23 protein-coding genes are annotated in these 26,473 nt (G+C 68.2%); 8 read left to right on the top strand and 15 right to left on the bottom strand.

All coding sequences use genetic code 11. The features are described 5' to 3' along the window. Positions 1-15 precede the first annotated feature (15 nt). Both AWC02_RS07630 and AWC02_RS07625 read right to left on the bottom strand, forming a co-directional pair. A complete protein-coding gene (locus tag AWC02_RS07630; protein ID WP_085128172.1) occupies positions 16-801 on the bottom strand; it encodes a class I SAM-dependent methyltransferase in 786 nt (261 codons plus the stop codon). An 85-nt stretch (positions 802-886) separates the two neighbouring features. Next, on the bottom strand, positions 887-2,485 hold the full coding sequence (locus tag AWC02_RS07625) for an amidohydrolase (protein WP_085128171.1): 1,599 nt from the start codon (positions 2,483-2,485) through the stop codon (positions 887-889). A gap of 114 nt (positions 2,486-2,599) precedes the next feature. Between AWC02_RS07625 and AWC02_RS07620 the strand changes: the two genes are divergently transcribed. Then, entirely contained in the window at positions 2,600-3,031 is a 432-nt protein-coding gene (locus AWC02_RS07620; RefSeq protein ID WP_085128170.1) for a pyridoxamine 5'-phosphate oxidase family protein, read from the top strand. A 59-nt stretch (positions 3,032-3,090) separates the two neighbouring features. On the opposite strand, the gene fadD4 is transcribed toward AWC02_RS07620, so the two are convergent. Both fadD4 and AWC02_RS07610 read right to left on the bottom strand, forming a co-directional pair. Then, entirely contained in the window at positions 3,091-4,641 is a 1,551-nt protein-coding gene (fadD4, locus tag AWC02_RS07615; RefSeq protein WP_085128169.1) for a fatty-acid--CoA ligase FadD4, read from the bottom strand. Between the two features lie 2 nt (positions 4,642-4,643). Next, positions 4,644-4,901 carry a hypothetical protein gene (locus AWC02_RS07610; RefSeq protein ID WP_085128168.1) on the bottom strand — a complete coding sequence of 86 codons (258 nt, stop codon included), beginning with the start codon at positions 4,899-4,901 and terminating at the stop codon, positions 4,644-4,646. A gap of 93 nt (positions 4,902-4,994) precedes the next feature. On the opposite strand from AWC02_RS07610, the gene AWC02_RS07605 reads away from it, so the two are divergent. From AWC02_RS07605 to AWC02_RS07595, 3 genes are all read left to right on the top strand, one after another. After that, positions 4,995-6,458, top strand: coding sequence for a class I adenylate-forming enzyme family protein (locus tag AWC02_RS07605; RefSeq protein WP_085128218.1), 1,464 nt, complete (start codon positions 4,995-4,997; stop codon positions 6,456-6,458). A 138-nt stretch (positions 6,459-6,596) separates the two neighbouring features. Next, the gene (locus tag AWC02_RS07600; protein ID WP_133055610.1) at positions 6,597-7,586 is read left to right on the top strand and encodes an alpha/beta hydrolase; all 990 of its coding nucleotides are present in this window, start codon (positions 6,597-6,599) and stop codon (positions 7,584-7,586) included. Positions 7,587-7,604: 18 nt separating this feature from the next. Further along, positions 7,605-8,489 carry an SDR family NAD(P)-dependent oxidoreductase gene (locus tag AWC02_RS07595; protein ID WP_085128166.1) on the top strand — a complete coding sequence of 295 codons (885 nt, stop codon included), beginning with the start codon at positions 7,605-7,607 and terminating at the stop codon, positions 8,487-8,489. Positions 8,490-8,553: 64 nt separating this feature from the next. Here AWC02_RS07595 and AWC02_RS07590 read toward each other — a convergent pair whose 3' ends face one another. The 5 genes from AWC02_RS07590 to AWC02_RS07570 are packed head-to-tail and all read right to left on the bottom strand — an operon-like array spanning position 8,554 to position 14,157. Next, positions 8,554-9,576, bottom strand: a complete 1,023-nt coding sequence (locus AWC02_RS07590) for a spirocyclase AveC family protein (RefSeq protein WP_085128165.1) — start codon at positions 9,574-9,576, stop codon at positions 8,554-8,556. Continuing rightward, the gene (locus AWC02_RS07585) at positions 9,573-10,580 is read right to left on the bottom strand and encodes an LLM class flavin-dependent oxidoreductase (RefSeq protein ID WP_085128164.1); all 1,008 of its coding nucleotides are present in this window, start codon (positions 10,578-10,580) and stop codon (positions 9,573-9,575) included. The genes AWC02_RS07590 and AWC02_RS07585 overlap by 4 nt, the downstream gene beginning before the upstream one ends. A 10-nt stretch (positions 10,581-10,590) precedes the next feature. After that, complete coding sequence (locus AWC02_RS07580; RefSeq protein WP_085128163.1) at positions 10,591-11,445, bottom strand: mycofactocin-coupled SDR family oxidoreductase; 855 nt, start codon at positions 11,443-11,445, stop codon at positions 10,591-10,593. Positions 11,446-11,461: 16 nt separating this feature from the next. Continuing rightward, complete coding sequence (locus tag AWC02_RS07575; protein ID WP_237160367.1) at positions 11,462-13,018, bottom strand: class I adenylate-forming enzyme family protein; 1,557 nt, start codon at positions 13,016-13,018, stop codon at positions 11,462-11,464. After that, the gene (locus AWC02_RS07570; RefSeq protein WP_085128162.1) at positions 13,012-14,157 is read right to left on the bottom strand and encodes a thiolase family protein; all 1,146 of its coding nucleotides are present in this window, start codon (positions 14,155-14,157) and stop codon (positions 13,012-13,014) included. The genes AWC02_RS07575 and AWC02_RS07570 overlap by 7 nt, the downstream gene beginning before the upstream one ends. A 44-nt stretch (positions 14,158-14,201) precedes the next feature. On the opposite strand from AWC02_RS07570, the gene AWC02_RS07565 reads away from it, so the two are divergent. Beyond that, on the top strand, positions 14,202-14,615 hold the full coding sequence (locus AWC02_RS07565; RefSeq protein ID WP_109560916.1) for a Zn-ribbon domain-containing OB-fold protein: 414 nt from the start codon (positions 14,202-14,204) through the stop codon (positions 14,613-14,615). A gap of 17 nt (positions 14,616-14,632) precedes the next feature. Here AWC02_RS07565 and AWC02_RS07560 read toward each other — a convergent pair whose 3' ends face one another. From AWC02_RS07560 to AWC02_RS07535, 6 genes are read right to left on the bottom strand one after another with little or no spacing between them, the layout of a single operon-like run. Next, positions 14,633-16,795, bottom strand: coding sequence for an acyl-CoA dehydrogenase family protein (locus tag AWC02_RS07560; protein ID WP_109560915.1), 2,163 nt, complete (start codon positions 16,793-16,795; stop codon positions 14,633-14,635). Between the two features lie 34 nt (positions 16,796-16,829). Next, positions 16,830-18,209, bottom strand: a complete 1,380-nt coding sequence (locus tag AWC02_RS07555; RefSeq protein WP_109560914.1) for a phosphotransferase family protein — start codon at positions 18,207-18,209, stop codon at positions 16,830-16,832. After that, positions 18,206-19,027 carry an enoyl-CoA hydratase/isomerase family protein gene (locus AWC02_RS07550; protein ID WP_085128160.1) on the bottom strand — a complete coding sequence of 274 codons (822 nt, stop codon included), beginning with the start codon at positions 19,025-19,027 and terminating at the stop codon, positions 18,206-18,208. Before AWC02_RS07550 ends, AWC02_RS07555 begins: the two co-directional genes overlap by 4 nt. Continuing rightward, positions 19,024-20,295, bottom strand: coding sequence for an FAS1-like dehydratase domain-containing protein (locus tag AWC02_RS07545; RefSeq protein ID WP_085128159.1), 1,272 nt, complete (start codon positions 20,293-20,295; stop codon positions 19,024-19,026). Before AWC02_RS07545 ends, AWC02_RS07550 begins: the two co-directional genes overlap by 4 nt. 1 nt (position 20,296) lies before the next feature. Further along, positions 20,297-21,529, bottom strand: coding sequence for a cytochrome P450 family protein (locus AWC02_RS07540; RefSeq protein WP_237160366.1), 1,233 nt, complete (start codon positions 21,527-21,529; stop codon positions 20,297-20,299). A gap of 45 nt (positions 21,530-21,574) precedes the next feature. Beyond that, a complete protein-coding gene (locus AWC02_RS07535; RefSeq protein ID WP_085128157.1) occupies positions 21,575-22,480 on the bottom strand; it encodes an SDR family oxidoreductase in 906 nt (301 codons plus the stop codon). 55 nt (positions 22,481-22,535) lie between these two features. On the opposite strand from AWC02_RS07535, the gene AWC02_RS07530 reads away from it, so the two are divergent. The 3 genes from AWC02_RS07530 (at position 22,536) to AWC02_RS07520 (ending at position 26,453) form a co-directional block, all read left to right on the top strand. Then, a complete protein-coding gene (locus tag AWC02_RS07530) occupies positions 22,536-23,369 on the top strand; it encodes an enoyl-CoA hydratase/isomerase family protein (protein ID WP_085128156.1) in 834 nt (277 codons plus the stop codon). After that, positions 23,347-24,807: a FadR/GntR family transcriptional regulator gene (locus AWC02_RS07525; RefSeq protein ID WP_237160365.1), complete on the top strand. Its 1,461-nt coding sequence runs from the start codon at positions 23,347-23,349 to the stop codon at positions 24,805-24,807. Before AWC02_RS07530 ends, AWC02_RS07525 begins: the two co-directional genes overlap by 23 nt. 83 nt (positions 24,808-24,890) lie before the next feature. Then, positions 24,891-26,453 (top strand): AMP-binding protein, encoded by a 1,563-nt coding sequence (locus AWC02_RS07520; protein ID WP_085128155.1) that lies wholly within the window; start codon positions 24,891-24,893, stop codon positions 26,451-26,453. The last annotated feature ends 20 nt before the right edge of the window (positions 26,454-26,473 follow it).

Below are 26,473 nucleotides of genomic sequence, written 5' to 3'. Positions count from 1 at the left end.
ATCATGGCAAGCCGGTCAGGCAGGCTTGGCGGCAATCACCTCGATCGCGGCCATGTTCTTGCGGTGGCGGCGGAACGTCGCGCGCATGTTGAGGACCCTGGCCCGCGCATCGGAATCGCGCAACACGTTGAACACGAAGCGCAGCGCCCCGAACAGACCCTCGTCGGCGATCAACCGGTGCGGCTCCAACAGCGCCATCGGCGCGTAGCCCACCTTCTCCACCTCGAAGCCGGCGTCGGTGAGCAGCTCGGTCCACTCCGCGGCGGTCAGCGGCCGGGCATTGACCTTGATCGAGCGGGCCAGGGCCGTACGGACCTCATCCTTGACGGCCTCCGGCACGTCGGCAGGCTGCAGCATCATCTCGTGGATCGCATAGCGGCCGCCCGGCCGCAGCACCCGGAATGCCTCGCGCATGATCTCGGACTTGTGGGCGTTGGTCTGCATGGTCAGCATCGCCTCGCCGATGACCACGTCAGCGCTGTCATCGGCCAGTCCGGTCTCCGATGCCTGGCCGGTGACCACCCGTCCCTTGTCGCCCACCACGGAGCGAACGACACCGGCGGCATGGTCGTCGGCCTCGACGCCGGTGTACGTGCCGGGGGTGTGCGCCAGGATGTCGCGTGCGGTGCGGCCCATGCCGGGCGCCAGTTCGACGACGTCGGAGCCAGCGATGTTCGCGTCGGCGAGCATCCGGTGGGTCAGCCCGAGTCCGCCCGGCCGCAGGACCCGTTTGCCGAGACGCGCGAAGAGCCAGTGCCCGGGCAGGTCAGCGGTCTTGCGGTCAGGCATCGGAAGTGTCATGCGATGGAGGTTAGCCTAACCAGTCTTGGTTCCGCCAGAGGACTTTCGACCCCTAGAACTCCTTTAAATGGCACGCCGCTTCACGTCAGACCACCTGGCGGCCGGCCAGGAAGGTGGCACGCACCTGAAGGTCAGCGACCTCCTCGGGCGCGACGGCGCGTGGGTCGGCCGACAGCACCACCAGGTCGGCATACTTTCCCACCTCCAGGGAGCCGGTCACATCGTCGGCGAACAACTGCCAGGCCGCATCGAGGGTCTGCGCCCGGATCGCCTGCTCGACGGTGAGCCGCTCCTCGGGAGCCAGGACTCGCCCGCTGGGCGCCCGGCGGGTGGCGGCGACGCTGATGTTGCGCAACGGCTCTTCGGGGGTGACCGGTGCGTCGTTGTGCAGCGAGATACGCATACCCGCCGCCACGGCGGAGGCCGCGGGCATCCACCGCGCGCCGTGCTCCTCCCCGAACAGCCCGTCGACCAGAACGTCCCCCCAGTAATGGAGGTGGTCGACGAACAGGCTGCAGGTGACACCCAACTCAGCGGCGCGTCGCAACTGCTCGGGGCGGATGGCGCCGACGTGTTCGAGGCGCAACCGATGATCGGCGCGCGGGTGCCGGCGCAGCACGTCTTCGTAGACGTCGAGGATGGTGTCGACACCGTTGTCGCCGTGGACGTGGCAGGCCATCTGCCAGCCGTGCGGGAAGTAGGCCTCAACGATTCGGCTCAGTTGTTCGCCGGTGTAGTTGGCATGCCCGCACGATCCGGGTTCGACGCCGATGATCCGGGTGGCCTCGGTGTCCAGGTACGGAAACGACAGGTCGACGTTGCCGATCCACGGCGAGCCGTCCACCCAGATCTTGATGCCGACCTGGCGCAGCATGTCGTCTCCCTCGCCCGGCGAGGCATCGGTGTGCAGCGCCGCGTTGGAGATCTCGTAGGTGCGCAGTCGCACCGTCAACTCGTCATGCAGTGCCTGCACCAAGGGCCGGTACTGCGGAGAGAACGCCATCTCCGAAATCGTCGTCAGCCCGGCCCGGTTGAGCCGGGCGCATTCGGCCCGCAACATCGCCGGTCCGTCGGCGGGCAGCATGGCCTTGCCCAGCAGCGGGATGAGGGCGGCGGTCTCCTCTGCGGTCCCGTCCAGTTCGCCGTCGGCGTCACGGCCGTACTTCGCCCCGGCCGGGTCGGGGGTGTCGCGGTTCAGTCCGGCCTCGCGGCCGGCCGCGCTGTTGAAGTACGCCTTGTGACCCGAGTTGTGCACGATCACCAGCGGACTGTCCGGGGCGATGCTGTCCAGCCAGTCCAAGGTGGGTTCGGGCAGGCCCGGCTGCAGCAGCTGGTCCCAGCCGACCGCGTAGGCCCCGTCGGCGCCGCGGGCAGCGACCTCTGTGCGAACCAGATCAACCACGGCGCCGGCCTCGGTGAGGGTGACCGGCCGGATGTCGAGGATGCGGTCCGACAGCACGACGGATTCCATCAGCGGGTGCCCGTGGGCCTCGATGAAGCCGGGCAGCACACAGCCCTCGCCGGCGTCGTACACCCGGGTGTCTGGACCGATCAGTGTCTCGATGTCCTTGCGGTCGCCGACGGCGACGATGCGCCCGTCGGTGACGGCCAGCGCCTCGGCAGTCGGTTGCGCGTCGTTGACCGTCAGTACGGTGCCGGTGACGACCAGATCGGCTGCGGGCATTGTTGCTCCTTGTCGGCAGGCTTCGCCGGAGTGTAAGGCGCTGGAAGCGCCGCTGCCGGGAACCTCTCCGAGGCGCGGTGGAATAGCCCGGGGTCAACCGCTGTTCGAGTCGGTATGCCCAGAAACTTCACTGAGACCGAACGTCAGCAGTTCCTCGCCGGCAAGCACGTCGCCGTGCTGTCGGTCGCCGCCACCGATGGCCGCCCGCCGGCCAGTGTCCCGATCTGGTACGACTACACCCCCGGCGGCGACATCCTGGTCAACACCGGCACCGGCACCCGTAAGGCCAAGCTCATCGAGCAGGCCGGCGTGGTGACGCTGGTGGTGCAGCGCGAAGAGCTGCCCTACCAGTACGTGGTCGTCGAAGGAACCGTGGTCGATGCGGCCACGCCCGCCCCGCTGCCCCAGCGCGAAGCCATCGCGATCCGCTACCTGGGCGAGGAGGCCGGCCGAGCGTTCGCCGCCGCCATGAACGATGCCGCCGGCGTGTTGTTCACGATCCGACCGGACCGCTGGTTGACCGCCGACTTCACCGGCGATCTGTAGACGCTCGACCGGAAACTTTGCCGGCGGCCGGTGGGCTTTTTTGAAAGTCGCGGTCGCCGTCAGGGGTGGCCGATGGCGGGGCCCGCCGAGGCTGCTCCATAGCGCGACACCAGCTCCTGCTTGCGCAGCTTTCCTGCCTCGGTGCGCGGCAGCAGGTCCTCGAAGGAGATCGATCGCGGGCACTTGTAGGGGGCCAGCCGGTCGCGCAACCAGGCGATCAGCTCCTGGGCGAAGTCCTCGCCGGCGTCCGCGGGTTGCACGCACTGCACCACCGCTTTCACCGACTGCCCCATGGCCGGATCCGGGATGCCGAAGACCGCGGCGTCGAGTACGCGGGGGTGGCTGATCAGCAGGTTCTCGGCTTCCTGCGGGTAGATGTTGACCCCGCCGGAGATGATCACATGGTGCCGGCGGTCGGTCAGATACAGGTAGCCGTCTTCGTCGAGGTAGCCGATGTCGCCGACGGTGACCCAGCCCCGGTCGTTGCGGGTCGCGGCGGTCTTGGCCTCGTCGTTGAGGTAGGAGAAGGACAGCCCCCCTTCGAAGTAGATCTCCCCGTGTTCGCCGGCGGGCAGCTCGGCGCCGTCCTCGCCGACGATGTGCACCGCACCGCCCATCGGCCGGCCCACCGAGCCCGGATGCGACAGCCAGTCCTGCGCCCGGATGTAGGAGGCTCCGGCGCCTTCGGAGGATCCGTAGAACTCATCGATGATCGGCCCCCACCAGCCGAGCATCTGCCACTTGATCTCCGGCGGGCAGGGCGCAGCGGCGTGCACCACCCGGCGCAGGCTGGACACGTCGTAGCGGGTGCGTACCGCTTCGGGCAGCTTGAGCATCCGGACGAACATCGTCGGCACGAACTGTCCGTGGGTGACGCGGTAGCGCTCGATCGCCTCGAGCGCGCCGCAGGGGTCGAACTTCTCCAGCATCACCACCGTCGCGCCGAGGGCCTGCGCGGACATCGACCAGAACGACGGCGCGGTGTGGTAGAGCGGGGCCGGGCTCAGATACACCGAGCCCGAGTTGATGCCGGCGGCGGTGAGCAGTGGCGCCAGCAGCAACCCGGCGTCCTTCGGTGACAGGTGCGGCAGCTCGCGGCGGATTCCCTTGGGCAGCCCGGTGGTGCCCGAGGAGTACTGCAGCAGATCGCCCTCGCGTTCGTCGGCGATCGGCCCGTCCGGCCGGTGCGCCACGCAGTCCGGGTACTGCTGCCAGCCGTCGAGATTCCCGCCGGCCAGGATCCGCAGCTCCGGCAACCCGCCGGGGAGATGCGAACCGAGCGCAGCGCAGACGTCCCGGGTGGCAACCGACCCGACGACGGCTGTGGCGCCGCTGTTCTCGAGGATGTAGGCGGCTTCGGCAGTGGTGAGGTGCGTGCTGATGGTCGCGTAGTACAGCCCGCAGCGACGGGCGGCCCACATCACCGCGTGCATGTGTTCGTTGTTCTCCATCAGCACGGCGACCGTGTCGCCCTCACGCAGTCCCGCCGCCCGGAAATGGTGCGCCAACCGGTTCGCTCGCGCCTCGAGTTCGGCGAACGTGATCTGGATGCCGCTCGGATGCAGGATCAACGCGGTTCGCCCGGAAGCCGCCCACTGCCGAATCTGCATGATCAGTCCGACGCCGGCAGCGGCTTGGCCGCCCGCAGGACCAGCGCGCGCCCGGCGAACCGCAGCGGCCCGGCGCCGGCCTTGACGCACAGCACTTCCAGCCCGGATTCCTCATCGGCGTACCGCTTGCCGACCAGGATCGGCTCCTGGCCGTCACCCTCGTGCGCGCAGAGCTCGCCGTCGGTGGACGGCGGCCGGACGACCATGACCTCGCAGGTGGACCCGGGCAACGTCAGCCGGGTTCCGGACTTGAGTGTCATGCGCACCTCCTAATAGGATACTGATCTATTCGATAGTATCCGGCCCGGCAACACGAGGAGGCCACGGTGCACGGGATCTCGGTGCTCCTGGAGATGGCCGCTTCGGTCGAGCCCGATCGGGTCGCCGTGCAGTGCGATCAGCGGCGGTGGACCACCGCCGAACTCGACGCCCTGACCCAGCGCGCAGCCGCCGTGTTGGTCGGCCACCCGGCAGCCAGCATCGCCTACGTCGGGCTCGGCGGGTCCGTGATGCCGCTGCTGCTGTTCGCCGCCGCGCGCAGCGGGCTGCCGTTCGCTCCGCTGAACTACCGGCTCAGCACCGCGGCACTCGACGAGCTGATCGGCCGGCTACCCGATCCCCTGGTGATCGTCGACCCCGAATACCGCAGCGCGGTCAGCGCCACCGCCCGGGTGATCGACACCACGCAGTTCCTGGCGGCGGTATCGGCCGCCGAGCCAGGCGAGGACGCCGCGGTCGACCCCGACGATGTCGCGGTACTGCTGTTCACCTCAGGCACCACGTCGGCCCCCAAGGCCGTCGAACTCAGCCACGCAAACCTGTCCAGCTACATCTTGGGCAGCGTCGAATTCGCCTCGGCGACAGCCGATGACGCGGCGCTGATCGCCGTCCCGCCCTACCACATCGCCGGGGTCAGCGCGGCGCTGTCCAACCTCTATGCCGGACGCCGGATGGTGTATCTGCGCCGGTTCGACGCCGCCGGGTGGGTGCGCACGGTCCGCGACGAGAAGATCAGCACCGCGACGGTGGTCCCCACGATGCTCGATCGCATCGTCACCGCGCTGCACCGCGACCCCCAGCCGCTGCCCACCCTGAAGGCACTGGCCTACGGTGGCGCGAAGGTACCCCAGCCGCTGCTGCGGCGCGCACTGGATCTGTTGCCCGACACCGGTTTCGTCAACGCCTACGGCCTCACCGAGACCAGCTCCACCATCGCCGTACTGGGCCCGGAAGATCATCGCGCCGCCCATCGTTCGACCGAACACGCGGTGGCTCGCCGGCTGGCTTCGGTCGGGCGGCCACTGCCCGGGGTGGAGATCGAGATTCGCGACGAGGACGGCCGCCCGCTGGGACCCGGCACAGCGGGTGAGCTGTTCGTGCGCGGCGAGCAGGTGTCGGGACGCTATGCCGAGCTGGGATCGGCTCTCGACGCACAGGGCTGGTTCCCGACCCGGGACCGGGCCGAAATCGACGACGAGGGTTACCTGTTCATCACCGGGCGAGCTGACGACACCATCATCCGCGGCGGCGAGAACATCGCTCCGGCCGAGGTGGAGGACGTGCTGATCGAGCATCCCCTGGTGCGCGACGTCGCGGTGGTGGGCGCGGCCGACGAACAGTGGGGGCAGATCATCGTGGCCGTGGTGGTACCCGAAGCCGGAGCCAGCCCGCCGGGCGAGGAGTTGCGGGCATTCGTCCGGGAGCGGCTGCGCGGCTCGAGAACTCCCGACCGCGTCGTCTTTCGCGACGAACTCCCCGCGACGGCCACCGGAAAGGTGCTGCGCAAAGACATCGTGGCGAGTCTGTCCGGTGAATAACACGATCGATCCGGGGGCGGCCTCGCCTCGTGTGATTCTGCCGGATCCCGGGCCGAAGAGGTCTGATAACTTCAGCTCAATCGTTCGCGCGCAAGGGGTCCCGGACGCCGCGCGGAACTCAGCGTTAAGGAGCACGTCGTGACGACTGGCCAGGAGTTGGCGATCTCCTTCGTCGCCGGGAGAAGTCTGCGCGCCCGCGCGGTGTGCAACGCCGCCACGGTACTGGTGAAGCCGGCGGTGTACGTCGGCGGTCACCTCCTGGATCTCCCGTGGCCGTTCGCCGTTGCCGAACTCGCCGCCAGATGCCTGCCCAAACTGTCCGGGGTCACCGTCGAACCGGTGCGTGTCGGCGAGATGTACGCCGAAATCATCCGGCCGGCCGCCGGCCCCCGGTCGCCCCATGTCCTGCTGTACCTGCACGGCGGTGCCTTCTACGTCGGGGGGCCCAACACCCACCGCCGGGCGGTCTCGCACCTGGTCCGCGAAACCGGTCAGACCGCACTGGTGGTGGATTACCGCCAGAGCCCCCGGCACCCGGTCAGCAGTTCGGTACGCGACTGTGCGGCAGCCTTCGAGTGGCTGATCGGCCAGGGCTACCAGGCCGGCGACATCAGCATCGTCGGCGACTCGGCGGGGGGCTTCCTGTCCGTCGCCACCGCGATCACCGTGCGACAGCGCAGTCTCGGTACCCCGGCCGGGCTGGTGTGCTGGTCGCCGGGCCTGGATTTCACCCCCACACCGCACCGCCGCGGGCGGTACCGGGACGCGTTGATCGGCCGCCGCTCCTACAACGCGCTGTGCCGGAGTCTGGCGAAGGTCGAGTCGCGGGCCGGTGGCGTCGACGGCATCGGAGCCGCCACCAGCCTGCTGTGCGCCGACGTCACCGGCTTGCCCGCCACCCTCATCCAGGTCGGATCACAGGAATTCGTCGCTACCGATGCCGTGGATTTCGCCCGGCACCTGGCCGACAACGGTGTGCCGACCACCCTCGAACTGTGGGACCGCCAGATCCACGTCTTCCCGGTCCTGGCCGACATCCTGCCGGAGGGCATGGCCGCACTACGCCGCGCGGCCGTGTACCTCAACGAACTCCATGCGGCCGCACCCGGCACCCAGCCAGCTGCCTGACCAAAGGACTGCCCTGATATGACACCGAATCCGCTACGCCGTGCCATGCGCCAGTCGATCAACGTGCTGACCAAGCCCGTACCTATCCCCCGGGTGGGCACCCCGTCGCTGGCCGAGCGCGTCTCCGGTCGCGTCGTTCTCATCACGGGCGCCTCGAGCGGCATCGGCAAACGGCTGGCCGAGCGGGTCGCGGGCGCGGGGGCCACGGCCGTCGTCACGGCCCGGCGCGCCGACGAACTCGACCGTCTGGTGCGCTCGATCGAGGCCACCGGCGGGAAGGCGCACGCGGTGGTCGGCGATCTGTCCACCGAGGAGGGCATCAACGAGGTCGCCCAGGCCGTGCTCGACCGTTTCGGGGCGCCGGACGTCTTCGTCAGCAACGCGGGCAGATCCATCATGCGCTCGGTCGCCGAATCCGAACACCGACTGCACGACTACGAGCGCACGATGCGGCTCAATTACCTGGCCGGCGTGGGCCTGACGCTGCGCCTGCTGCCCGAGATGCGCCGGCGCCGAAGCGGCCACGTCGTGCACAGTTCCTCGATCGGGGTGTTGTCGAACCTGCCGACGTTCTCGGCGTACATCGGCTCGAAGGCGGCGTTGGACGCCTTCTTCGGCGTCGCCGCGATCGAGAGTCTGCGCGACGGCGTCCACTTCACCAACGTGCATCTGCCGCTCGTCGACACCGAGATGATCGCCCCCACCGATTGGAGCGGCTTCGCCTCGCTGACCGTCGACGAGGCGGCCGACATGTTGATCGACGCCATCAGGCGCCGTCCCCGGGCGGTCAACAACCCCCTGGGTTCGATGTACCTGGCCGCCGAATCGGTGGCTCCGCGCACCCTGCACCGGTTGCAGAACCTGATGTTCCACGAGATCGGCGTGGGTCAGAGCGAAAGCTAGCCTCCTACACCGCGTAGCCGCCGGCGCGCCCCGAACCCGGGGCGCGCCCGACCGGCTCAGCCGGTCACGGTAGCGGCGGGCACGGCGGATTCGGTCCCAGGCCGCACATATCGTGGTGCAGGTAACTCGGGATGTCTTGCGCCGGTTGGGTGTCGGCGTGCTGATTCACCAGGTTGAAGCCGAGCATGAAGACCATCATGATCACGTTGAACACGCCGGTCAGAGCCAGGATGCGTACCAGCGGGACCACGCGCTTGTTGCGCAGCTTCTCGATCCCGGCGTCGGTGATCATCCGGCCGTCCTTGTCCCGGAAGCAGTAGATGGCTATCGACAACGTGCTCACGATGCCCCCGAAGAAAACGCCTTCGTACAAGGGGAACTGATACAGGTGCCCAGTGAAGATCGACCAGGAACCGTCCACGCGGAGGTAGGTCCACAGGCCGACCCGGTGGAAGAACTGCTCCATCACGATGTCGATCACGGTGAACAGCAGCACCATCAACCCCAGCACGCCCGCCCGGTTCAGCCGGGGCGCGGCGGTGCGCAGCCGGCCGATCAGTTTGTCGATGCCCATGATCGCCAGCGGGGTCAAGACGATGTAGCTGGCCAGGAAGTAGATCAGGGGCTGGGGATTCTCCGCGCCTTTGCTCACCCACCCGGGAATGAACTCGCCCCACGTTCCCCGGTTGAAGAAGCCGCTGTTGTAGGCGAAGACCGGACGGGTCGCGTTGACCCCGGGGTCCTGCCAGGCCGCCAGCAGCCAGGCCACCACGAAGATCCCGATCGGCGGAAACTCCCGCTCGGCCCGGAGTTTGCGCACGATCCACCAGAGAAGCCCAATACCCAGCAGCACACAGCCGATCTCCCAGAACCGGATCCAGAACATCGATGATGCCGGGATCGGATCGGGTCCAGCAGGTGTGGACGCGAAGCTGTCCGAGAAGATCCAGCGCAGGTACACGTAGAGCTGAAACACCACGAACACCGCGCCGAGCCGCGCCAGCCATACGATGGGCGGCGACTCCTTGGCCCCCACCCAGAGCTGTTTCATCGTGTCACCATCGGTGGTGACAGAACTTGTGGTCATGTCAGAACTACTCCATTCTCGGCAAACGCCTCGATCACCTGTTCTCCGTAGCGCTGTCGGCGCCGCGGACTGACGAGAAAGCCTGGCGGCGAGAAAAATCCGATGTCGGGCAGCCGCCGCCGGGCCGCCAGCATCTCGCGGGCCTGGGCGGTGTCGCCGCACACCGCCATCGCCCACAACATGTCATCGCTGACGTGCTTGCCCAGCTCGCGGGCGTTGCCCTTGGCGAACTCGGCCCGGATCGCCGCGACTTCGTCCTGCCAGCCGTGCAGGTCCACCAGCGAGTCGTAGGTCCGGACGGTGAGCTCGAACCCGATCTGGCGCTTGGCGTCCTGGACCGCTCGCCGCGGGTCTTCGTTGTCGATCACGGTGGTGATCCAGCCCCAGCGCTTGAGCCCGGCAGGGTCCCGGCCCTGCCGGGCAGCGCCGATCTCGAGTTGCGGATCGACCACCTCGGCCCACCACCTGTCGGTGAACAGCGGGTGGCCCAGTACCCCGTCCGCCACGCTTCCGGCGGTCCGGATCATATGGATGTTGAAGGCGCCCAGCAGGATCGGCACGTCGATGGGTCCCATGACCGGTGCCCGGATGTGGGTGTTCAACGAGTAGAAGTCGCCGTCGAACACGATCTTCTGGTCGTTCTCGGCCCGCAGGAAACCGCGGATGCAGATGACGAGTTCGGCCATCCGGCGAGCGGGGTGGCTGGAGTCGACGCCGAACCAGTCGCGGTTCATCCGTGCCGTTCCCGCCCCCAGCCCCAGAAAGACCCGGCCGGGCGCAATCCGGTTGAGGTGGCGCACCGACGAGGCGTGCACGAACGGTGACCGGGCAAACGCATAGGCGATGCCCGGCCCCGTCCTGGCCGTGGTGGTGGAACGCGCCATCTCGGCAGCCGTCACATACGCACTGGTGTCGGCGAACTCGCCGGCACAGAAGGCGACAGCGCCCGCCTGTTCGCAACGCTGCGCGAGCTCAGCTCCGGGCCAGGGCATTCCCCACTTCATCGCGGCCTCGTCAGAACTTCAGGCTGGCGCCGGCATCCACCTTGAGTTGCACCCCGGTGACATATCGGGACTCGTCCGAGGCCAGGTAGCACACCGCATGCGAGACGTCCTCGGGCTCCACGTAGGGAACGGGCATGCCTTGCATCATCGGGAAGGTGAGCAGGGCGTCGTCCACGCCGGGGTGCTCCAGATCCGGGCGGAACATCTTGTACATCCCCTCGTTGTGCAGCATGGGGGTGTTGACATTGGTCGGATGCACCACGTTGGCCCGGATGGACAGCGGCGACAGTTGCGCGGCCAGCGCCAGGGTGTACTTGTCGATGAACTGCTTGGCCAGGTTGTAGCCGGCGCCGCCGGATCCCTGCGGGCCCATCGCCGAACCTGGGCCGGCCTTCTCCGCCAACAGTCCCGCCACCGAACCGACCGTCACGATCGACGCGCCGGACGACAGATACTGCAGTGCCGCGTGCACGGTGTTGACGACCCCGACGAAGTCGACGTCGAAGGCGTTCGCGAAGGCGCCGATCGGCTGGTTGAGGCCCAGCGGGCAGATGCCGGCATTGGCGACCACCACATCGAGCTTGCCCATCTCGGCGACCGCTGCGGCCAGCGCGGCCTCGACGGCGGCGCGGTCGCGGACGTCCACGGCGGCCGCGGTCACCCGGTGGCCGGACTTCTCGACCTCTCGGCTGGCCTCGTCCAGGTCCTCAGGGCGGGCCAGCGCGTACTCGTTGTGTTCGATATCGGCACAGATATCGAACAAGATGATGTCGGCGCCTTCCTCAGCCAGCCGCACGGCGTGCCGGCGGCCCTGACCGCGCGCCCCGCCGGTGACCAGGACGACTTTCCCGTCTACTCTGCCCATCTCGGTTTCCTTCCGCCTATCTGAGTTGTTCTCGGAGAACGTGCTTTTGAATCTTTCCGCTCGCTGTGCGTGGCAGCTCGGAAACCACCACGATGCGCTCCGGGGTCTTCTGCCGCGCCAAGCCGCAGTCGACGAAATGCGCTGCGGCGTCGGCGAGGTCGAATCTGTGGCCGGGGTTGACGACCACGAAGGCGCAGACCCGTTCGCCGTAGGTCTCATCAGGTGCACCGACCGCGGCGGCCTCGGCGATCGCAGGATGCGCGCTCAGCACGTCCTCGACTTCCTTGGACGAGATGTTCTCGCCGCCCCGGACGATGATGTCCTTCTTGCGGTCGGTGATGGTGAGGTATCCGTCGGCATCGAGGCGCCCGACATCTCCGGTACGGAACCATCCGTCGACCATGCTGGCGCGGGTGAACTCCGCATTGGTGTACCCGCCGAACACTTCGGGGCCGCGGGTCAAGATCTCGCCGGGCTCGCCGACGGCCACGTCGCGGCCGTCGTCGTCGACGATTCTGACTTCGGTGCCCGGGCAGATCCGGCCGTCGGTGTCGGCCCGCTTGTGCAGCGGATCCTCCGGGCGTCCCGAGCTGATCGTCGGATGCTCTGACGAGCCATAGCACCGGAACGCACCGATGCCGAACCCGTCGGCCCGGCGGATCAGGGCGCCGGCCACTCCGGCGGCGCCGGTGGTGTATTCCCGCAGACTGGACAGGTCCAGCCGGTCGCGCTGCGCGATGTCGAGTATCCCGCTGAGGTGAATGGGCGCGCCGCCGGAGGAGCCCACCGCGTAGCGGTCGATGAGCGTCGCGGCCTTCTCGGGGTTCCAGGCATCCATCGCGATGGTGCTGCTGCCCCGGCACAGCATCCGCAGTATGCCGAGCGTGCCGGCGATGTGTCCGGAGGGGAAGACCGACAGGGTGGTCAGACCTGGCCCGGAGGAACGCATCTGGTCCAGCGATGCCACCTCGCCGAGCAGGCTGGCATGAGTGTGCTGCACGCCCTTGGGCTCGGCGGTGGTGCCGGAGGTGTACACCAGCAGGCAGCGCCGGTGCGGGTCGTCGTCGACGACCGGGGTGAAGCCGGGTGCGGCGGCAGCGGCCAGCTCGGCATAGGACAGTGTTCCCGGCAGCGCGGCACCGACCAGGATGCGGTGTTGCAGGCTCGGCACGTCGGCAAGCGCGGCCAAGGTCGCGGCGGCGTCGCGGTTGCGGTTCTCGCGGGCCAGGATCAACGCCCGGGCCCCGGACTGCCGGGCGATGAAGGCGACTTCGGCGGGACCGTAGATCGGCACGATGGGCAGCGCGACCGCCCCGGCCAGCCAGATCCCGGCGTGCGCGGTGAAGCACTCCCGCCAGTTGGGCAGCTGCAGGGCCACCACGTCACCGGGACCGATACCGAGCGCCGCCAGGGACGCGGCCACCCGGCAGCTTTCCCCGAAGATCTCACCGAGCGACCCCGAGTAGGGGTTGACGTCGCTGTGTACCTGCACCGCGGTTGCGCCGTGCTGCGCTGCGGCGCGGACCATCTCGCCGGGTATGTCCGCCAACGTCTCGGTGGCCGGGGTCAGCATGACAGCAGCACACATCCTGCGATCGGTCCACCGCCCGCCGAGACCACGGCCACCTCCGGCCGGGTGGCCAGAGACGTCGGGCCGGCGCACCCGCGCAGCTGCTGACATGCCTCATGCAGCACCCAGTAGCCGTGCATCCGTCCGGCGGACAGTTGCCCGCCGTAGGTGTTCAGGGGCAGCTCGCCGTCGAGCGCGATGCGCTGGCCGCCCTGCACGAACGGTCCGGACTCGCCGGGCGCGCAGAAGCCGAGCGCTTCCAGCCAGGCCAGGGTGAGGAAACTGAACCCGTCGTAGAGCTCGGCGAGGTCGACATCGGCGGGCTTGAGCGAGGTCTTCGACCACATCTCCGCGGCCGCGTCGGTGGCGGCCATCTGCGGATAGTCGGCACGGCTGAACCATCCGCCCGCCCCGGCGGACCCGCCGGATGCCTCGATGGCCACCGCCCCGTGGGGGGCGTTGCGGCGATGCTCGGCCACCGAGATCACCAGCGCGATGGATCCGTCGACCGGGACGTCGCAGTCCAGCAGGCCCAGCGGGGTGGAGACCGGCCTGGCGTTGAGGTAGTCGTCCATGGTGATCGGCTCGCGGTACACCGCCAGCGGGTTGCGGGCGGCGTTGCGGCGCGCATTGATCGCCACCCAGCCCAACTGCTCCTTGGTGGTGCCATAGAGATCCATGTGCCGCCGGCAATGCAGCGCCAGCCAGTTGGCTGCCGAATAGGCGTGGGCGGCAAGCAGATAACCGACGTCCGACAGTGCGGCGGGGAGCTTGGCGCCCTTCTTCGGCGCTTGCGCGGTGCCACCGATCATCTGGACCGTGCGGTAGACCAGGACATGCCGGAACCGGCCCGAGGCGACCGCCTCGGCGGCCTGCACCACCGGAGTGAGCAGTCCCGCGGACCCGAAGGCCGTGCCGAAATCACCGGGATCGGCGATCCCCAACAGGGCGGCGGCCTCGGCGGCCGGGGTGTCGCCCAGGGTGATGACCCCGTCGATGTCGGCGGGCGTGAGGCCGGCGTCGGCGATGGCCGCCGTGCAGGCCTGCACCGTCATGTCCGCGGCAGGGATGCCGGTCCGCCTCCCGATGCCCGAGATCCCGGTACCCGAGATCACCGGAGCGGGCCGCGCCGCTTCGATCATGAAACCTCCGTCACCAATGTCATAAATGAGTGTACTATTGAACAATGGCGCCTGTGCCCGCTTTCGCCCCCCGGATTCTGCCCGGGATCGATGATCACAACCGCGGCTTCTGGGCCGGTGGGGCCGACGGGAAGTTGCATCTCGCGCGGTGCGAACCCTGCGGGCGCTACGTCCATCCGCCCCGGAGCAACTGCTCGGACTGCGGTGCGCCGCTGACCTTCGCCGCGGTCTCCGGGAACGCCACGCTGTACAGCTACACCGTGGCGCATCAGCAGTTTCACCCCGATGTGCCAACGCCGTTCGTCATCGCGCTGGTCGAGATCGCCGAACAGCCCGGTCTGCGACTGGTCACCAACCTCGTCGACTGCGACGTGGATTCGCTGACCTGCGGCATGGCCCTGCGGGTCCGCTTCGAGGAGCACGGCGAGGCGTTCGTGCCGGTGTTCACCCCGGCCTGAACACCTCGCCGTCCCCATCATTTGATCAACGGGTCGCGCGGCAGACCGAGGATGCGCTCGGCGATCTGGTTACGGGTCACCTCCGATGTTCCGCCGGCGATCGTCATCCCGCGGGACCCCAGCACCAGCAGGCCCGTCACCTTTGCCGGCGCCGTCAGCACCGCGACATCGCGACCGAACAACTCGGCCGACAGTCCGGCCCGCTTGACCACATGCTCGGCGATCAGCAGCTTGGTCACGTTGCCCTCCGGACCGGGTTCGGCGCCGCTCACACTGCGCACCACGCGCCGTAGGTTCAGCAGCCGCAGAGCGTGGTCTTCGGCGATGAACCTGCCGGCTCGTTCGGGCCCACCGGCGATGTCGTCGCCGTAGCGCTGGGTCAGGTCCACGATCACCCGCGTCGCGCCGTCGGCGCTGGCCGCCCCGCCGCCGATGCTGACCCGCTCATTGCCCAGCGTCGCGCGGGCCACCGTCCAGCCGGCGTTGGGCTGCCCGACCACGTTCTCGTCGGGGACGAACACGTCGGTGAAGAACACCTCGTTGAACTCAGCGCCCCCGGTGATCTGGCGCAGCGGCCGAACCTCGACGCCCTCGGCAGCCATATCGATGATCACCGTGGTGATGCCACTGTGCTTGGGCGCATCGGGATCGGTGCGCACCGTCGCCAGGCCCCGCTGGCAGTGCTGGGCTCCACTGGTCCACACCTTCTGCCCGTTGATGACCCAGCCGCCGTCGACACGGACCGCCTTGGTCGCCACCGCCGCGGCGTCGGATCCGGCACCCGGCTCGGAGAACAGCTGGCACCAGACTTCTTCCTTACGCAGCGCCGCAGCGACGTACCGCTCGATCTGCTCAGCACTGCCGTGCTGGATCAGGGTCAGGATCACCCACGCGGTGATGCCGTAATCCGGCCGCTTGACCGCCGCGTCGGCCAGTTCCTGTTCGATCACCAGCTGCTCGACCGCATCTGCGGCCCGGCCCCACGGCTTGGGCCAGTGCGGCATCACGTAACCGGTTTCGATCATCCGCTCGCGCAACGCGGCCTCGTCCAGCCCGGACCAGGAGGCGACCTCGGCGCGGACCTCGGCGCGTAGCGCCTCGGCCTCGGCCGGCAGTTCGATCGAGTTCTCCCGGACCACGCCCTTGGCTGTCAGTTCGTACGCCTGCGTCGGAGCGTCCCGGCCGCCGAACAGGCCGCGCAGCACCAGAGCCCGCCGCAGGTGCAGGTGCGCGTCATGCTCCCAGGTGAATCCGATACCGCCGTGCAGCTGGATGTTGAGCTCGGCATTGTGCACGTAGGCCGAGAAGGCCAGGGTGGCAGCGCATGCGGCCATCAGCGCGAGCTGATCGTCGCCGTCGGCAGCCGCCCGAGCGGCATCCCATACCGTGGCCGTGGCCGACTCGGCCGCCACCAGCATGTTGGCGGCGTGGTGCTTGACGGCCTGGAAGGTTCCGATGGTGCGGCCGAACTGCTCGCGAACCTTGGCGTAGGCCACGGCGTGCTCCACGCAGTCCTGGGCTCCGCCGATGGCCTCTGCGGCAAAGATGGTGCGGGCCAGGGACTTGGCCAGCGCTGCCGCGCCGGGCAGGATGTCGACCCCGGCCGCGCCGACACCGGTCAGCGCGACCCGTCCCGACCGTCGAGTCGGATCGAGGTTGGCCGGAACATCGACTCGCACGCCGGCGGTATCGGCGGCGACCACGATGACGTCCTCCCCCACCGACAGCACCAGGACATCGGCCAGCCCTGCCCCGATCGCCAAGGCATCGCCGGAGAATGCGTCGCCGTGTGCCGTCACCGACGAGTCGACGTCGACCGCGCCGGTCAGCGAACCGTCGACCAGCCCGGGAAGCCAGCGCGCCCGCTGGGTTTCGTTGCCGGCCGCCGCAATCACCGCGGACGCCGTCACCGTCGGGACGAAGGAACCCGGAGCGTTGACGCGGCCGAACTCCTCGACCACGGCGACCAGTTCCAGCAGCCCGCAGCCCGCACCGCCGTACTGCTCATCGATGTGCAGGCCCAGCCAGCCCAGGCCGGCCAACTCGTCCCAGAACGAGACCTGCGACTCGTCTGGGGCATCCAGCAGCGCCCGGGCCGCCTCACGAGCCTTGCGCGCTTCCAGGAACGATCGGGCGACCCCGGCCAACTCCCGGTGTTCTTCGGTGATTGCGATACCCAACGGTCCAGCGCTCCTTGCTTATCGGGATTGTTCTTCAATGACTCAGCGGCGGCCAGGTACGGCGCGCCAGCGCGCCCGAAGCCGTTCGAGTCAGGTAGTCGTCACGTTTGATGCCGCGCCACAGCTGCGCGACGTAGTCGTATTCGCTGATCTCGCCGCGGCCCACCGCCTCGGCCAGCGCGGCCCGGCCCGCCGACACCGACGCCGGGACATTGCCCAGCAGCGCCGCCAGTTCGGCGGTTTCGGCCGCATCGACCTGGGCACCGACCCGGTTGACTTCGGCGAGGTACTTGACCAGTCGCGCCGCGCCTTTCACGTAGCGCATCGCCAGGGCATCGGTGATCCGTTCCGCCGCGCCGGACAGCGAGGAGGCCGCCGCCTCATACACCGCCGAGAACTCCCCGTCGCCGCCGTCCTCGGGCAGGTCGACGTCTACCTCGGGTATGCCGACCACCTGCGCCAGCGCCTCCACCAGCATCCGCCGGTGCAGCATGCCGTAGATCAGGCTGTTCCCGGCGTCGGGCGATCCGGCCGGTGCCGAGGCTCTGATGTCCACGGTGCCCGGGTTGATCGACGCCAGACGGGTTTCGGCGAGCAACCGGTAGTACCAGACACGTCCTTCGTCGATGCGATGCCCGGACAGTTGTTCGTACTCGGCCAGCCGATCCGGGAACACGGTGAAGGTGTCCTGGACCGCCCGCAGCGACAGCCAGGCGATGTCGTCCATCGGATCGCCGAAATGGGCCAACTCCCAGTCGACCACGGCCGTGACGGCGCCGTCGGCGTACATGAAGTTTCCCGGCCCGGTGTCGCCCTGGACCAACACTGTCGGCCCGTCGTAGTCGGGCACATTGCGATCCAGCCAATCGATGCAGAACGTCACCAACGGTGCGGGTTTGCCGTACCGCGCGACCCGCGCCCGCATCGCCGCGATCTCGGCGCGGACGTGCTCGGCAACCGGACCGGCGGGGCCCAGACTGTCGATCTTGAGGTCGCGTGCGTCGATTCGGTGCAGGGCAGCAAGTTTGGCGATGAAGTCGCGAGCGGTGCGCACCTGTTCGTCGGGATCTTTGATCAACCGGAACCAGGTCTGCCCGCCCACCCGTTCCAGCAGCACGGCCTGCTGCACCGGATGCGCGGCGATGACGCGCGGCACGGTGACCCCGTGGCGATGCAGCTCGGCCATGATCTCGGCCTCGACCTGCAGCGGATGGAACGCGCCGCCGGGATCGGCGGGTTTCGGGTCGTAACGCAGGAACAGCTCCTGTGTCTGCGACCCGATGGTGACGTCGACGAACCAGGCCTGCCGGCTGGCGCCCCCGGATACCTGCCGGCTTTCGACCCGATCGGCACCGGTGACCTCGGCGATCCACTGCCGGATCTCCTCCCCGATCCCGGGCTTGGGACTGCTCATCGGCGGGCCTGCGTCTTCTTCGCCGCCGTGGCAAGCCACGCCTTGACCGCGTCCCGATGTTCGGCGGTGAGCGCGCTGCGCACCATGCGCTCGCTCTCCGCCTTTACTGCCTCGTGCAGCGTGAGGCGCTGCGCATCAAGGACATTGGCCTTGGTACCGGCGAACGCCGCAGTGGGTCCCGCGGCGATCTCGGCGGCCCAGGCCAGCGCTGCCGCGGGCAGCTCCGCATCGTCGACCACGCGATTGAACAGCCCCAACGCCAAACCGGTGTCGCTGTCGATGGGCCGGTCCGCAATCAGCAGTTCCAGCGCCCGGGAAGGCCCGAGCAGGTGGGTCAGGAACCACGCACCACCGAAATCACCGGAGAAGGCCAGCTTCGACCAGCCCGGAACCAACTTGGCCGAGCGCGCTGCGATCCGCAGATCGGTGGACAGCGCGATACTCATGCCGGCACCGACCGCCGCGCCGGGCAGCGCAGCGATGGTGATCTTCGGCATCTCGTGCAGCAGCGTCACCATCCGCGCGTTGTCGGCCAGCACGGCGCTGCGCTGAAGGACCTGGGCCTCGGGATCCGGCGCGGTGACTTCCCGGGCCGAGCCGCCGTCGCGGACGTCGCCGCCGGCGCAGAACGCGCTGCCGGTGCCGGTGATGACCACGCAACCGATGTCGTCGTCGGCGGCGAAGCGCTCCAGCAGCGCGGGAATCGCCACATACATCTCGCTGTGCAGTGCGTTGCGCCGATGCGGCCGGTTGAAGGAGATGACTCCGACTCCCTCGACGACTTGGGCCAGCACCGTCTCGGTGCCGGTCTCGATCACCGTGTGTTTCCGTGCAGGAGCTCGTTGTGGCGCCGCAGCATCGACGCGGCCTTGCGCCGCAGTTCGTCATCGGGCTGCGGCAGGATCACCGGGCCGAGTTCCCGGCTCGGCAGGGCAACGGTGGCCGTCGCCGGTGCGGTGACCTCGCCCCGCTGGCTGGTGGCCCGGAACTCCAGATCGACGAGGGCGTTGCCGTTCTCGATGCGCTTGCCCACCACCTCCCCGGTGATGATCTGGGTGTCACCGATGAAGTTGAACTTGCGCATTTCGTCGTACTGGCGGACCAGCCAGCCGTCGTCACCCATCCAGTCGGTGACGTAGTGGGTCAGCCAGCACTCCCGCATGACGCCGTAGTCGTAGGCCATCGGGTTACCGATCGACTGCGACCATTCGTTCTCCCAGTGCAGCCGCTGCGCCACATCGGGGATGCCTGCCGCGTTCTTGATGTAGAACTTGGGCGCCCGCTGCCGGTTCTTGTAGCCCACCCGGCCGGGTCCGATGCCGTACGGCGCCAGGCCGTAACCACCGGCATGGAAGCAGATCATGTCCGTCAGGGTGAACGGCCCCTTGGCCATCTTGGGCAGGACGTCGCCGACGTTGACGTCCTCGTAGTAGCGGGGTTCGGCACCGCGGGGACCTTCGGCGGCATAGATCTCGTCGATCTCGGCGATCTCGGCGTCGGTGTAGGTCGCGGCCGTCAGCCCCATGTACTTGCCGCGTTCCCGCGACTTCTTGCGTTCGGTGGCGATCAGGATCATGCGGGTCACCGCCACCACTTCGCCCCGCTGGTTGATGCGTACCGACCTGATGCGCCGGATGACCGAACGGCCGGCGTACTCGCTGGCCTTCTCCTCGATGGACTCCAGACCGCCGAAGCCGTAGAGCGTGTCGCCGGGGTACACCGGCGCGTACCACTCGGTGTCCTGCCCCGAGACGAACATGTGCACGCCGGAGAACAGGCCCCTGGTGGCTTTGCGGATGTCCTCGGGGATCGGGTCGCCCAACATCTTTCGGGCCATCGCGATATGGATCATCGGTGGCGCGATCGGCGCCCCCCAGCGGGTGCCGGCCGCGTACTGCGGATCGGCGAACAGCGGGTTGTCGTCGCCGTAGGCACGGGCGAAGTTGCGGATCCCGTCGGCGCTGAGCTCGCGGTAGTACTCATCGATACTGGTCGGGGCATCCACGCCGAGCAACAGCTTGGCGCGCTCGATGTCCTCGTCCTTGATGGCGTAGTCGAATTCCTTGGCCTGCTCCGTCTGCGTCATGTCAGTACATCCGTATCGGTAGTTTGGTCAGCCCGCGCAGCGACACCGTGGGCTTGTAGTGCAGTTGTTCCTTGGGTACCGCCAGTTCCCAGTTGGCGAAGCGATCCAGCAGTGCCGTCAGGGCGATGCGGCCCTCGAGGCGGGCCAGCTGGTGGCCCAGGCAGTAGTGCATGCCGAAGTTGAATGCCAGGTGGCGGTTGGGCTTTCGGGTCAGGTCCAGGGAGTCGGGGTTGTCGAACACCGTCTCGTCCCGGTTGGCCGAGACGATCATGCCGAGAATCTGCGACCCGCGCGGGATGGCGACACCGTGGATTTCGACGTCCTCCTTGGCCAGCCGCGCCGCACCCGAGGCCACCGGCGAGGTGAAGCGCAGCAGTTCCTCGATACCGGTGCCCGCCAGCAGCTCGGGCTGCTGGCGCAGCAACGCAAGCTGGTCGGGATGCTCGATGAGCGCCAGCACGCTGCTGCCGATCAGGCTGGCGGTGGTGTCGTGCCCGGCCAGCAGCAACAGGAAGACCATGGCGACCGTCTCCTTGTGCGTGAGCCGGTCGCCGTCGGCATTGGCGCGCACCAGGTCTGAGATCAGCCCGTCGTCCGGACGGACCCGACGTTCTTCGATCAGCTCCTCGAACAGCTGGACAAGCCGTCGCGCCGCCGAGAACATGCCCAGTTTGCGGCCGCCGTCGCCCACCTTCTCCACGAGTTGGTGGAACTCGTCGCGGTCCTTGTCGGCCACCCCGAGCATTTTGGCGATAACGGCCAGCGGTAGCCGGACCGCGTATTCGTGCGCCAGGTCGACATCGCGTTTGGCCGCCACCTCGTCGGCCAGCTGGTCGGCGATCTTGACGATGTCCGATTCCATGGTGGCCACCAGCTTCGGGGTGAACGCCTTGTGCACCAGCGCCCGCAGCCGCTTGTGGTCCGGATCGTCTTTGAACACCATGGTCTGGGTCAGCATCCGGATGGTCGGCGGCAGCACCCAGGCGAATTTGCCCACCGCGGTGTACTTGAGCACATCGGTCGAATACCGGTCCTCGCTGTGCAGCGCCATGACGTCGTCGAACCGGGTGAGTAGGTAGCCGCCCCTGCCCCGCAGCAGCTGCGGCGCGGTGGCCCAGGACACCGGGGCGTTCGAGCGCAGATAGGCAAAGCGCTCGTAGGGGTGATCGAGCATGTCCCGGCTTCCCAGCGCGGTCTTCTCCAGGTTGGCGGCCTTGGCCATTGCTACTCCCATCGATGCCCTACTCGTCGGATCGCGCGAAATCGCATGCCGCCCACCTCAGCCCCTCATCGGATGATTGAGTTCAAAAGGCACCTCGGCGAAGTGGGCCGCCTTGGTCTGCAGGTCCGCCACCGTCCAACGTTGCCCGTTGGGCGCATCGATCCGGTCGATGATCGACCACGGCTGGAACAGCTGCACCGAACCGCCCATGACGAAGAACACCCGACCGGTGATCGGGCTGTCCGCGGTTGCCAGGTAGGCCACGAACGGCGCCACGTTGGCGGGATCCATCGCACCCACGGCGTCGCCGCTGCCGACATCGGGCACCCCGGGCAGGCCCGCGGTGAGCCGGGTCAGCGCCGCCGGAGCGATGGCATTCACCCGAACCCCGTAGCGGGCCAGTTCGTCGGCGGCGATCATGGTGATCATCGCGATGCCGGATTTGGCTGCGCCGTAGTTGGTTTGGCCGGGCTGACCGAACAGGCCGGAGGTCGACGAGGTGTTGATCACCGATCGGTCGGTGACGACACCGCTTTTCGCCTGATCCCGCCAGTACGCCGCCGCATGGCGCAACGGGGCGAAGTGCCCCTTGAGGTGCACCCGGATGACGTCGTCGAACTCCGCCTCGGTCATGTTGACCACCGTGCGGTCGCGCAGAATGCCGGCGTTGTTGACCAGGACGTGCAGATCGCCGAACTGCTCGATAGCGGTGCGGATCAGCGACTGCGCTCCCGACCAGGTCGCGACGTCGTCATGATTGGCCACCGCGTCACCGCCGCTGTCGCGGATCTCGGCAACAACGTCCTGGGCCGGAGTGCGGTCGCCACCGGTTCCGTCGCTGGCGCCACCGAGGTCATTCACCACGACCTTGGCTCCTTCGGCGGCGAAGAGCAATGCGTGCTCGCGGCCGATGCCACGCCCGGCACCTGTGACCACCGCGACGCGTCCGTCCAGAGTCCCCATCTCTACTTCCCTGTATCCCGCTGTCCCGTTGGAAATTATTAGTACACTGATTTCTATGATTTCCGCTACCCCTCAGGGCGCTACCGATGGCAGCACCGGTGAACCGATCCCGCTCGAGCACATCGCGTTCGACGTCGCCGACCACATCGCCACCATCACCCTGAACCGCCCGGACGCCATGAACGCGATCTCCGCCCGGATGGCCAGCGAACTGACCTGGGCCTGGCGCACGGTGCGCGACACCGACGACATTCACGTCGTCGTGCTGCAGGCCGCCGGCGATCGCGCGTTCTGCACCGGGGTGGACGTCAAGGGCGACTCCAGCTGGTTCTTCCGCAGCAACGTCTGGAACACCTTCGACCCGGGCATGGTGATCTCGCCGAAGATCCATCACCGCTGCTGGAAGCCGGTGGTCACGGCGGTGCACGGCATGGCCGCCGGCGGCGCTCAGTACCTGCTCAACGAATCCGACATCATCATCTGCTCCGAGGATGCCGCGTTCTTCGACCCGCACGCCAACGCCTCGATCGTGTCGGCGCTCGAACCGATCGGCATGCTGCACCGCGGCGTACCGCTCGGCGAGGTGCTGCGCTGGGCGCTGATGGGGACCGAGGAACGCATCTCGGCGGCCACGGCGCTGCGGATCGGGCTGGTGTCCGAGGTGGTCCCGCGCGAGCAGCTGCATGCCCGCGCCCGCGACATCGCGGCGTCGATCGCAGAACGCAGCCCGCAGGCAATCCAGGGCACCATCCGCGCGATATGGGAATCTTTAGACATGACCCGGTCAACCGCTCTGCAGAACGGAATGGCCTACACCCATATCGGCAACCCGCCCCTGGCCGAACGCCGCGCCAGCCCGCGGCGCAATGGACCTGCCCTGTACCGGTGAGCATGTGAATCCAGAGCTGATCGCCCCCCGCGTCGACTCGCGTCGCGCCAAGCTGGCCGGACGTGCCGCCGAGCAGATCATTGCCGACGTCGTCGAGCTGGGCTGGCCGGTCGGCGAGGTTCTGGGGTCGGAAGCCGAACTGCTCGCCCGTTACGGGGTGAGCCGCGCAGTCTTCCGGGAGGCGATCCGGCTGGTCGAGCACCAGCATGTGGCGCGGATGCGGCGCGGCACCGGTGGCGGGCTGGTGATCGACGAACCTGAGGTCGACGCCGTGATCGGTCCGGCCATCATCCACCTGCTGCGGGTCGACGCCACCCTCGACGAAGTCTTCGCCACCCGCATCCTGCTCGAGGAGCTGGCGGCCGAGATCGCCTCGCAACGGATCACCGAATCCGACATCGCCGCGATCCGCCACACCCTGGAGCAGGAATCCGCGGGCACGTTCTCCAATTACCGGCTGCTGCACTCCCAGCTGGCGACCCTGACCGCCAACCCCGTCCTCGAGCTGTTCGTCGAGGCGTTCGGACGACTCACCAACTTCTATTTCAACGACACCGCGGCGCTGCCGCCCGACACCGACCGCGAGACCGCGCGAGCACACGACGGTATCGCCAGGGCGATCCTGACCAACAACCCCGGGCAGGCCCGCGACCGGATGCGGCGCCATCTGACGGCCGAGGCCGATTTCATCCGCGCCCAGCCGGCCACCCGTCAGCGGCTCGACCCGGCGGTCGCCCTGGCCGGAACCCTGGGCGACAAGCGGGGCGAGGCGCTGGCCCGCCAGCTGTTCGCCGAGATCCTGAAGTCCGGTGCCACCCCGGGCGCCTTCATCGGATCCGAGTCGACGTTGATGAGCACCCACCACGCCAGCCGCGCCGTGGTGCGCGAAGCGATCCGGATTCTGGAGTATCACCAGATCGCGCTGACCCGTCGCGGGCCCGGCGGTGGGCTGTTCGTCGCCGAGCCCGACATCTCCGCACTGGTCGACATCATCACCATCTACCTGCGCCGGCGCGGGGTCCGGCTGCGCGACATCATGGACCTGCGGACCGGGCTCGAGCTGGCGGTGGTCGAGCAGGCGGCCGCGGCGCTGCGTGCGGCACCCGAGCGGGCCGAGGCCCTCGAACAGTCGTTGCACCACGAGTGCGACAAGGGCCTGGGACCGGCGTTTTCGCACGGCGAGGACTTCCACTCGACCTTGGCCTCGCTCACCGACAACAACGCGCTGCGCCTGGTCCACGGCGTCACCATGCGGCTGGGCTGGCACTTCTTCGCCCAGCTCGCCGACGTCGACCCGCGCATCGGCGCGATCTCGCAACGGGCCAGAATCGAGCCCGCCCACCGCGGCATCGTCGATGCGCTCACCGCCGGTGACGCCGAATTGGCGGTGATGCGGATGCGCGCACACATGACCGCGACGTCGGAACCGGACGACTGACCCGGTGCAGCGGCTTTACCCCGGGCCTTCCCTTGGCTCCCAATTGAGGATACTGTTCTAGCTATTTCGAGCGTGGAGGGTCGATGCAACATCCGTGGGACCAGCGTCTGGGTGTGTGGTGGATCGCCGAAGACCACCCCGACGCACCGGCCATCGTCGAATCTCCCAGCGGCCGTACCCTCAGCTTCGGCGAACTGACCGCGGCCGCGCACCGGGTTTCCAACGCCCTGCGCGCGCACGGCCTGCCCCCCGGATCGGTGGTGGCCTACGCGCTGCCCAACGACGTGGACGCGGTCATCTGGCAACTTGCCACCAACGAGATCGGACTGCGCTACCTGACCTTGAACACGGCCCTGTCGGCCGACGAGTTCACCTCGATCCTCGACCATTCCGGCGCCACCGTGCTGGTCACCCACAGCGACTACCTGGACCGCTTCACCGCCATACCCGAGGAGACCCGAGTCCGGATCGTCGTCGGCGGAACGAACGCCGACGGGTTTGTGGCCGAATCGGACTTCCTGGCCGACCACCCGACCACCGCGCCCGCCGACCGCACGCAGGGCGATTCCATCCGGTATTCCTCGGGCACCACCGGCAAGCCGAAGGGGATCGTGCGCCAACTCGACGGCCGGGACCCCTCGGTGGCGGCGAACGCGATGGCCGTCTTCGGCCGCGCCTTCGACTTCCGCCCCTTCGACGGTGCTCATCTGGTCTCCACCGGGATGCACCACGCCGGTTGCCAGAGCTTCTACCTGGGAGCCCTCAACGTCGGTCAGCCACTGGCGATCCTGGGCCGCTTCGACGCCGAGCAGACGCTGTCCGCGATCGAACGCCACGGGGTGACGACCGCCTATATGGTGCCGACCCAATTCGTCCGGATGCTCAAGCTCGCGCCCGAGGTACGCGCGAAGTACGACCTGTCCAGCCTGCGGTCGGTGGTGCACTCCGCCGCCCCGTGCCCCCTTGAGGTCAAAAAAGAGATGCTGGCCTGGTGGGGCCCGGTGATCTGGGAGACCTACGGCGGCACCGAGGGCGCCGCAACCATCGCCAAGCCGTACCGCTGGCTGGAGAAACCCGGAACCGTGGGCCGACCGATCCGTGGAGTCCGGGTCAGAATCATCGACGACGAAGGCCATGACCTGCCTGCCAACGCCATCGGCAACGTCTATATCGAGCGCCTGGACGGGGAACGCTTCGAATACCGCAATGACGCCGAACTGACGGCCTCGGTGCATCGCGGGTCTGCCTTCACCATCGGTGACGTCGGCTACCTCGACGACGACGGCTACCTGTTCATCTGCGACCGCGCCAAGGACATGATCATCAGCGGTGGCGTCAACATCTACCCGGCCGAGGTGGAAGGCGTCTTGAGCACTCACCCCGCCGTCGCCGACGCCGCCGTCATCGGCGTTCCCGACCCGGAATGGGGCGAACAGGTCAAAGCGGTGGTCAAGCTGCTCGACGGAGCCGAGCAGACCGACCAGCTGGCCGACGAGCTGATCACGTACTGCCGCGACCGGCTGGCCGGATTCAAATGCCCGCGCTCGGTGGATTTCGTCACCGCGCTGCCCCGCACCGAAACCGGAAAGCTGGTCAAACGTGCGCTCCGCGACGCCTACTGGGCGGGCGCGGGACGACAGGTCTGAACCGAACCCGACCGAAAGGA

Source organism: Mycolicibacter engbaekii (assembly GCF_002101585.1).
In the GTDB taxonomy this organism is placed as follows: Bacteria; Actinomycetota; Actinomycetes; order Mycobacteriales; family Mycobacteriaceae; genus Mycobacterium; species Mycobacterium engbaekii.
This window is presented reverse-complemented; position numbering and strand designations above follow the sequence as displayed.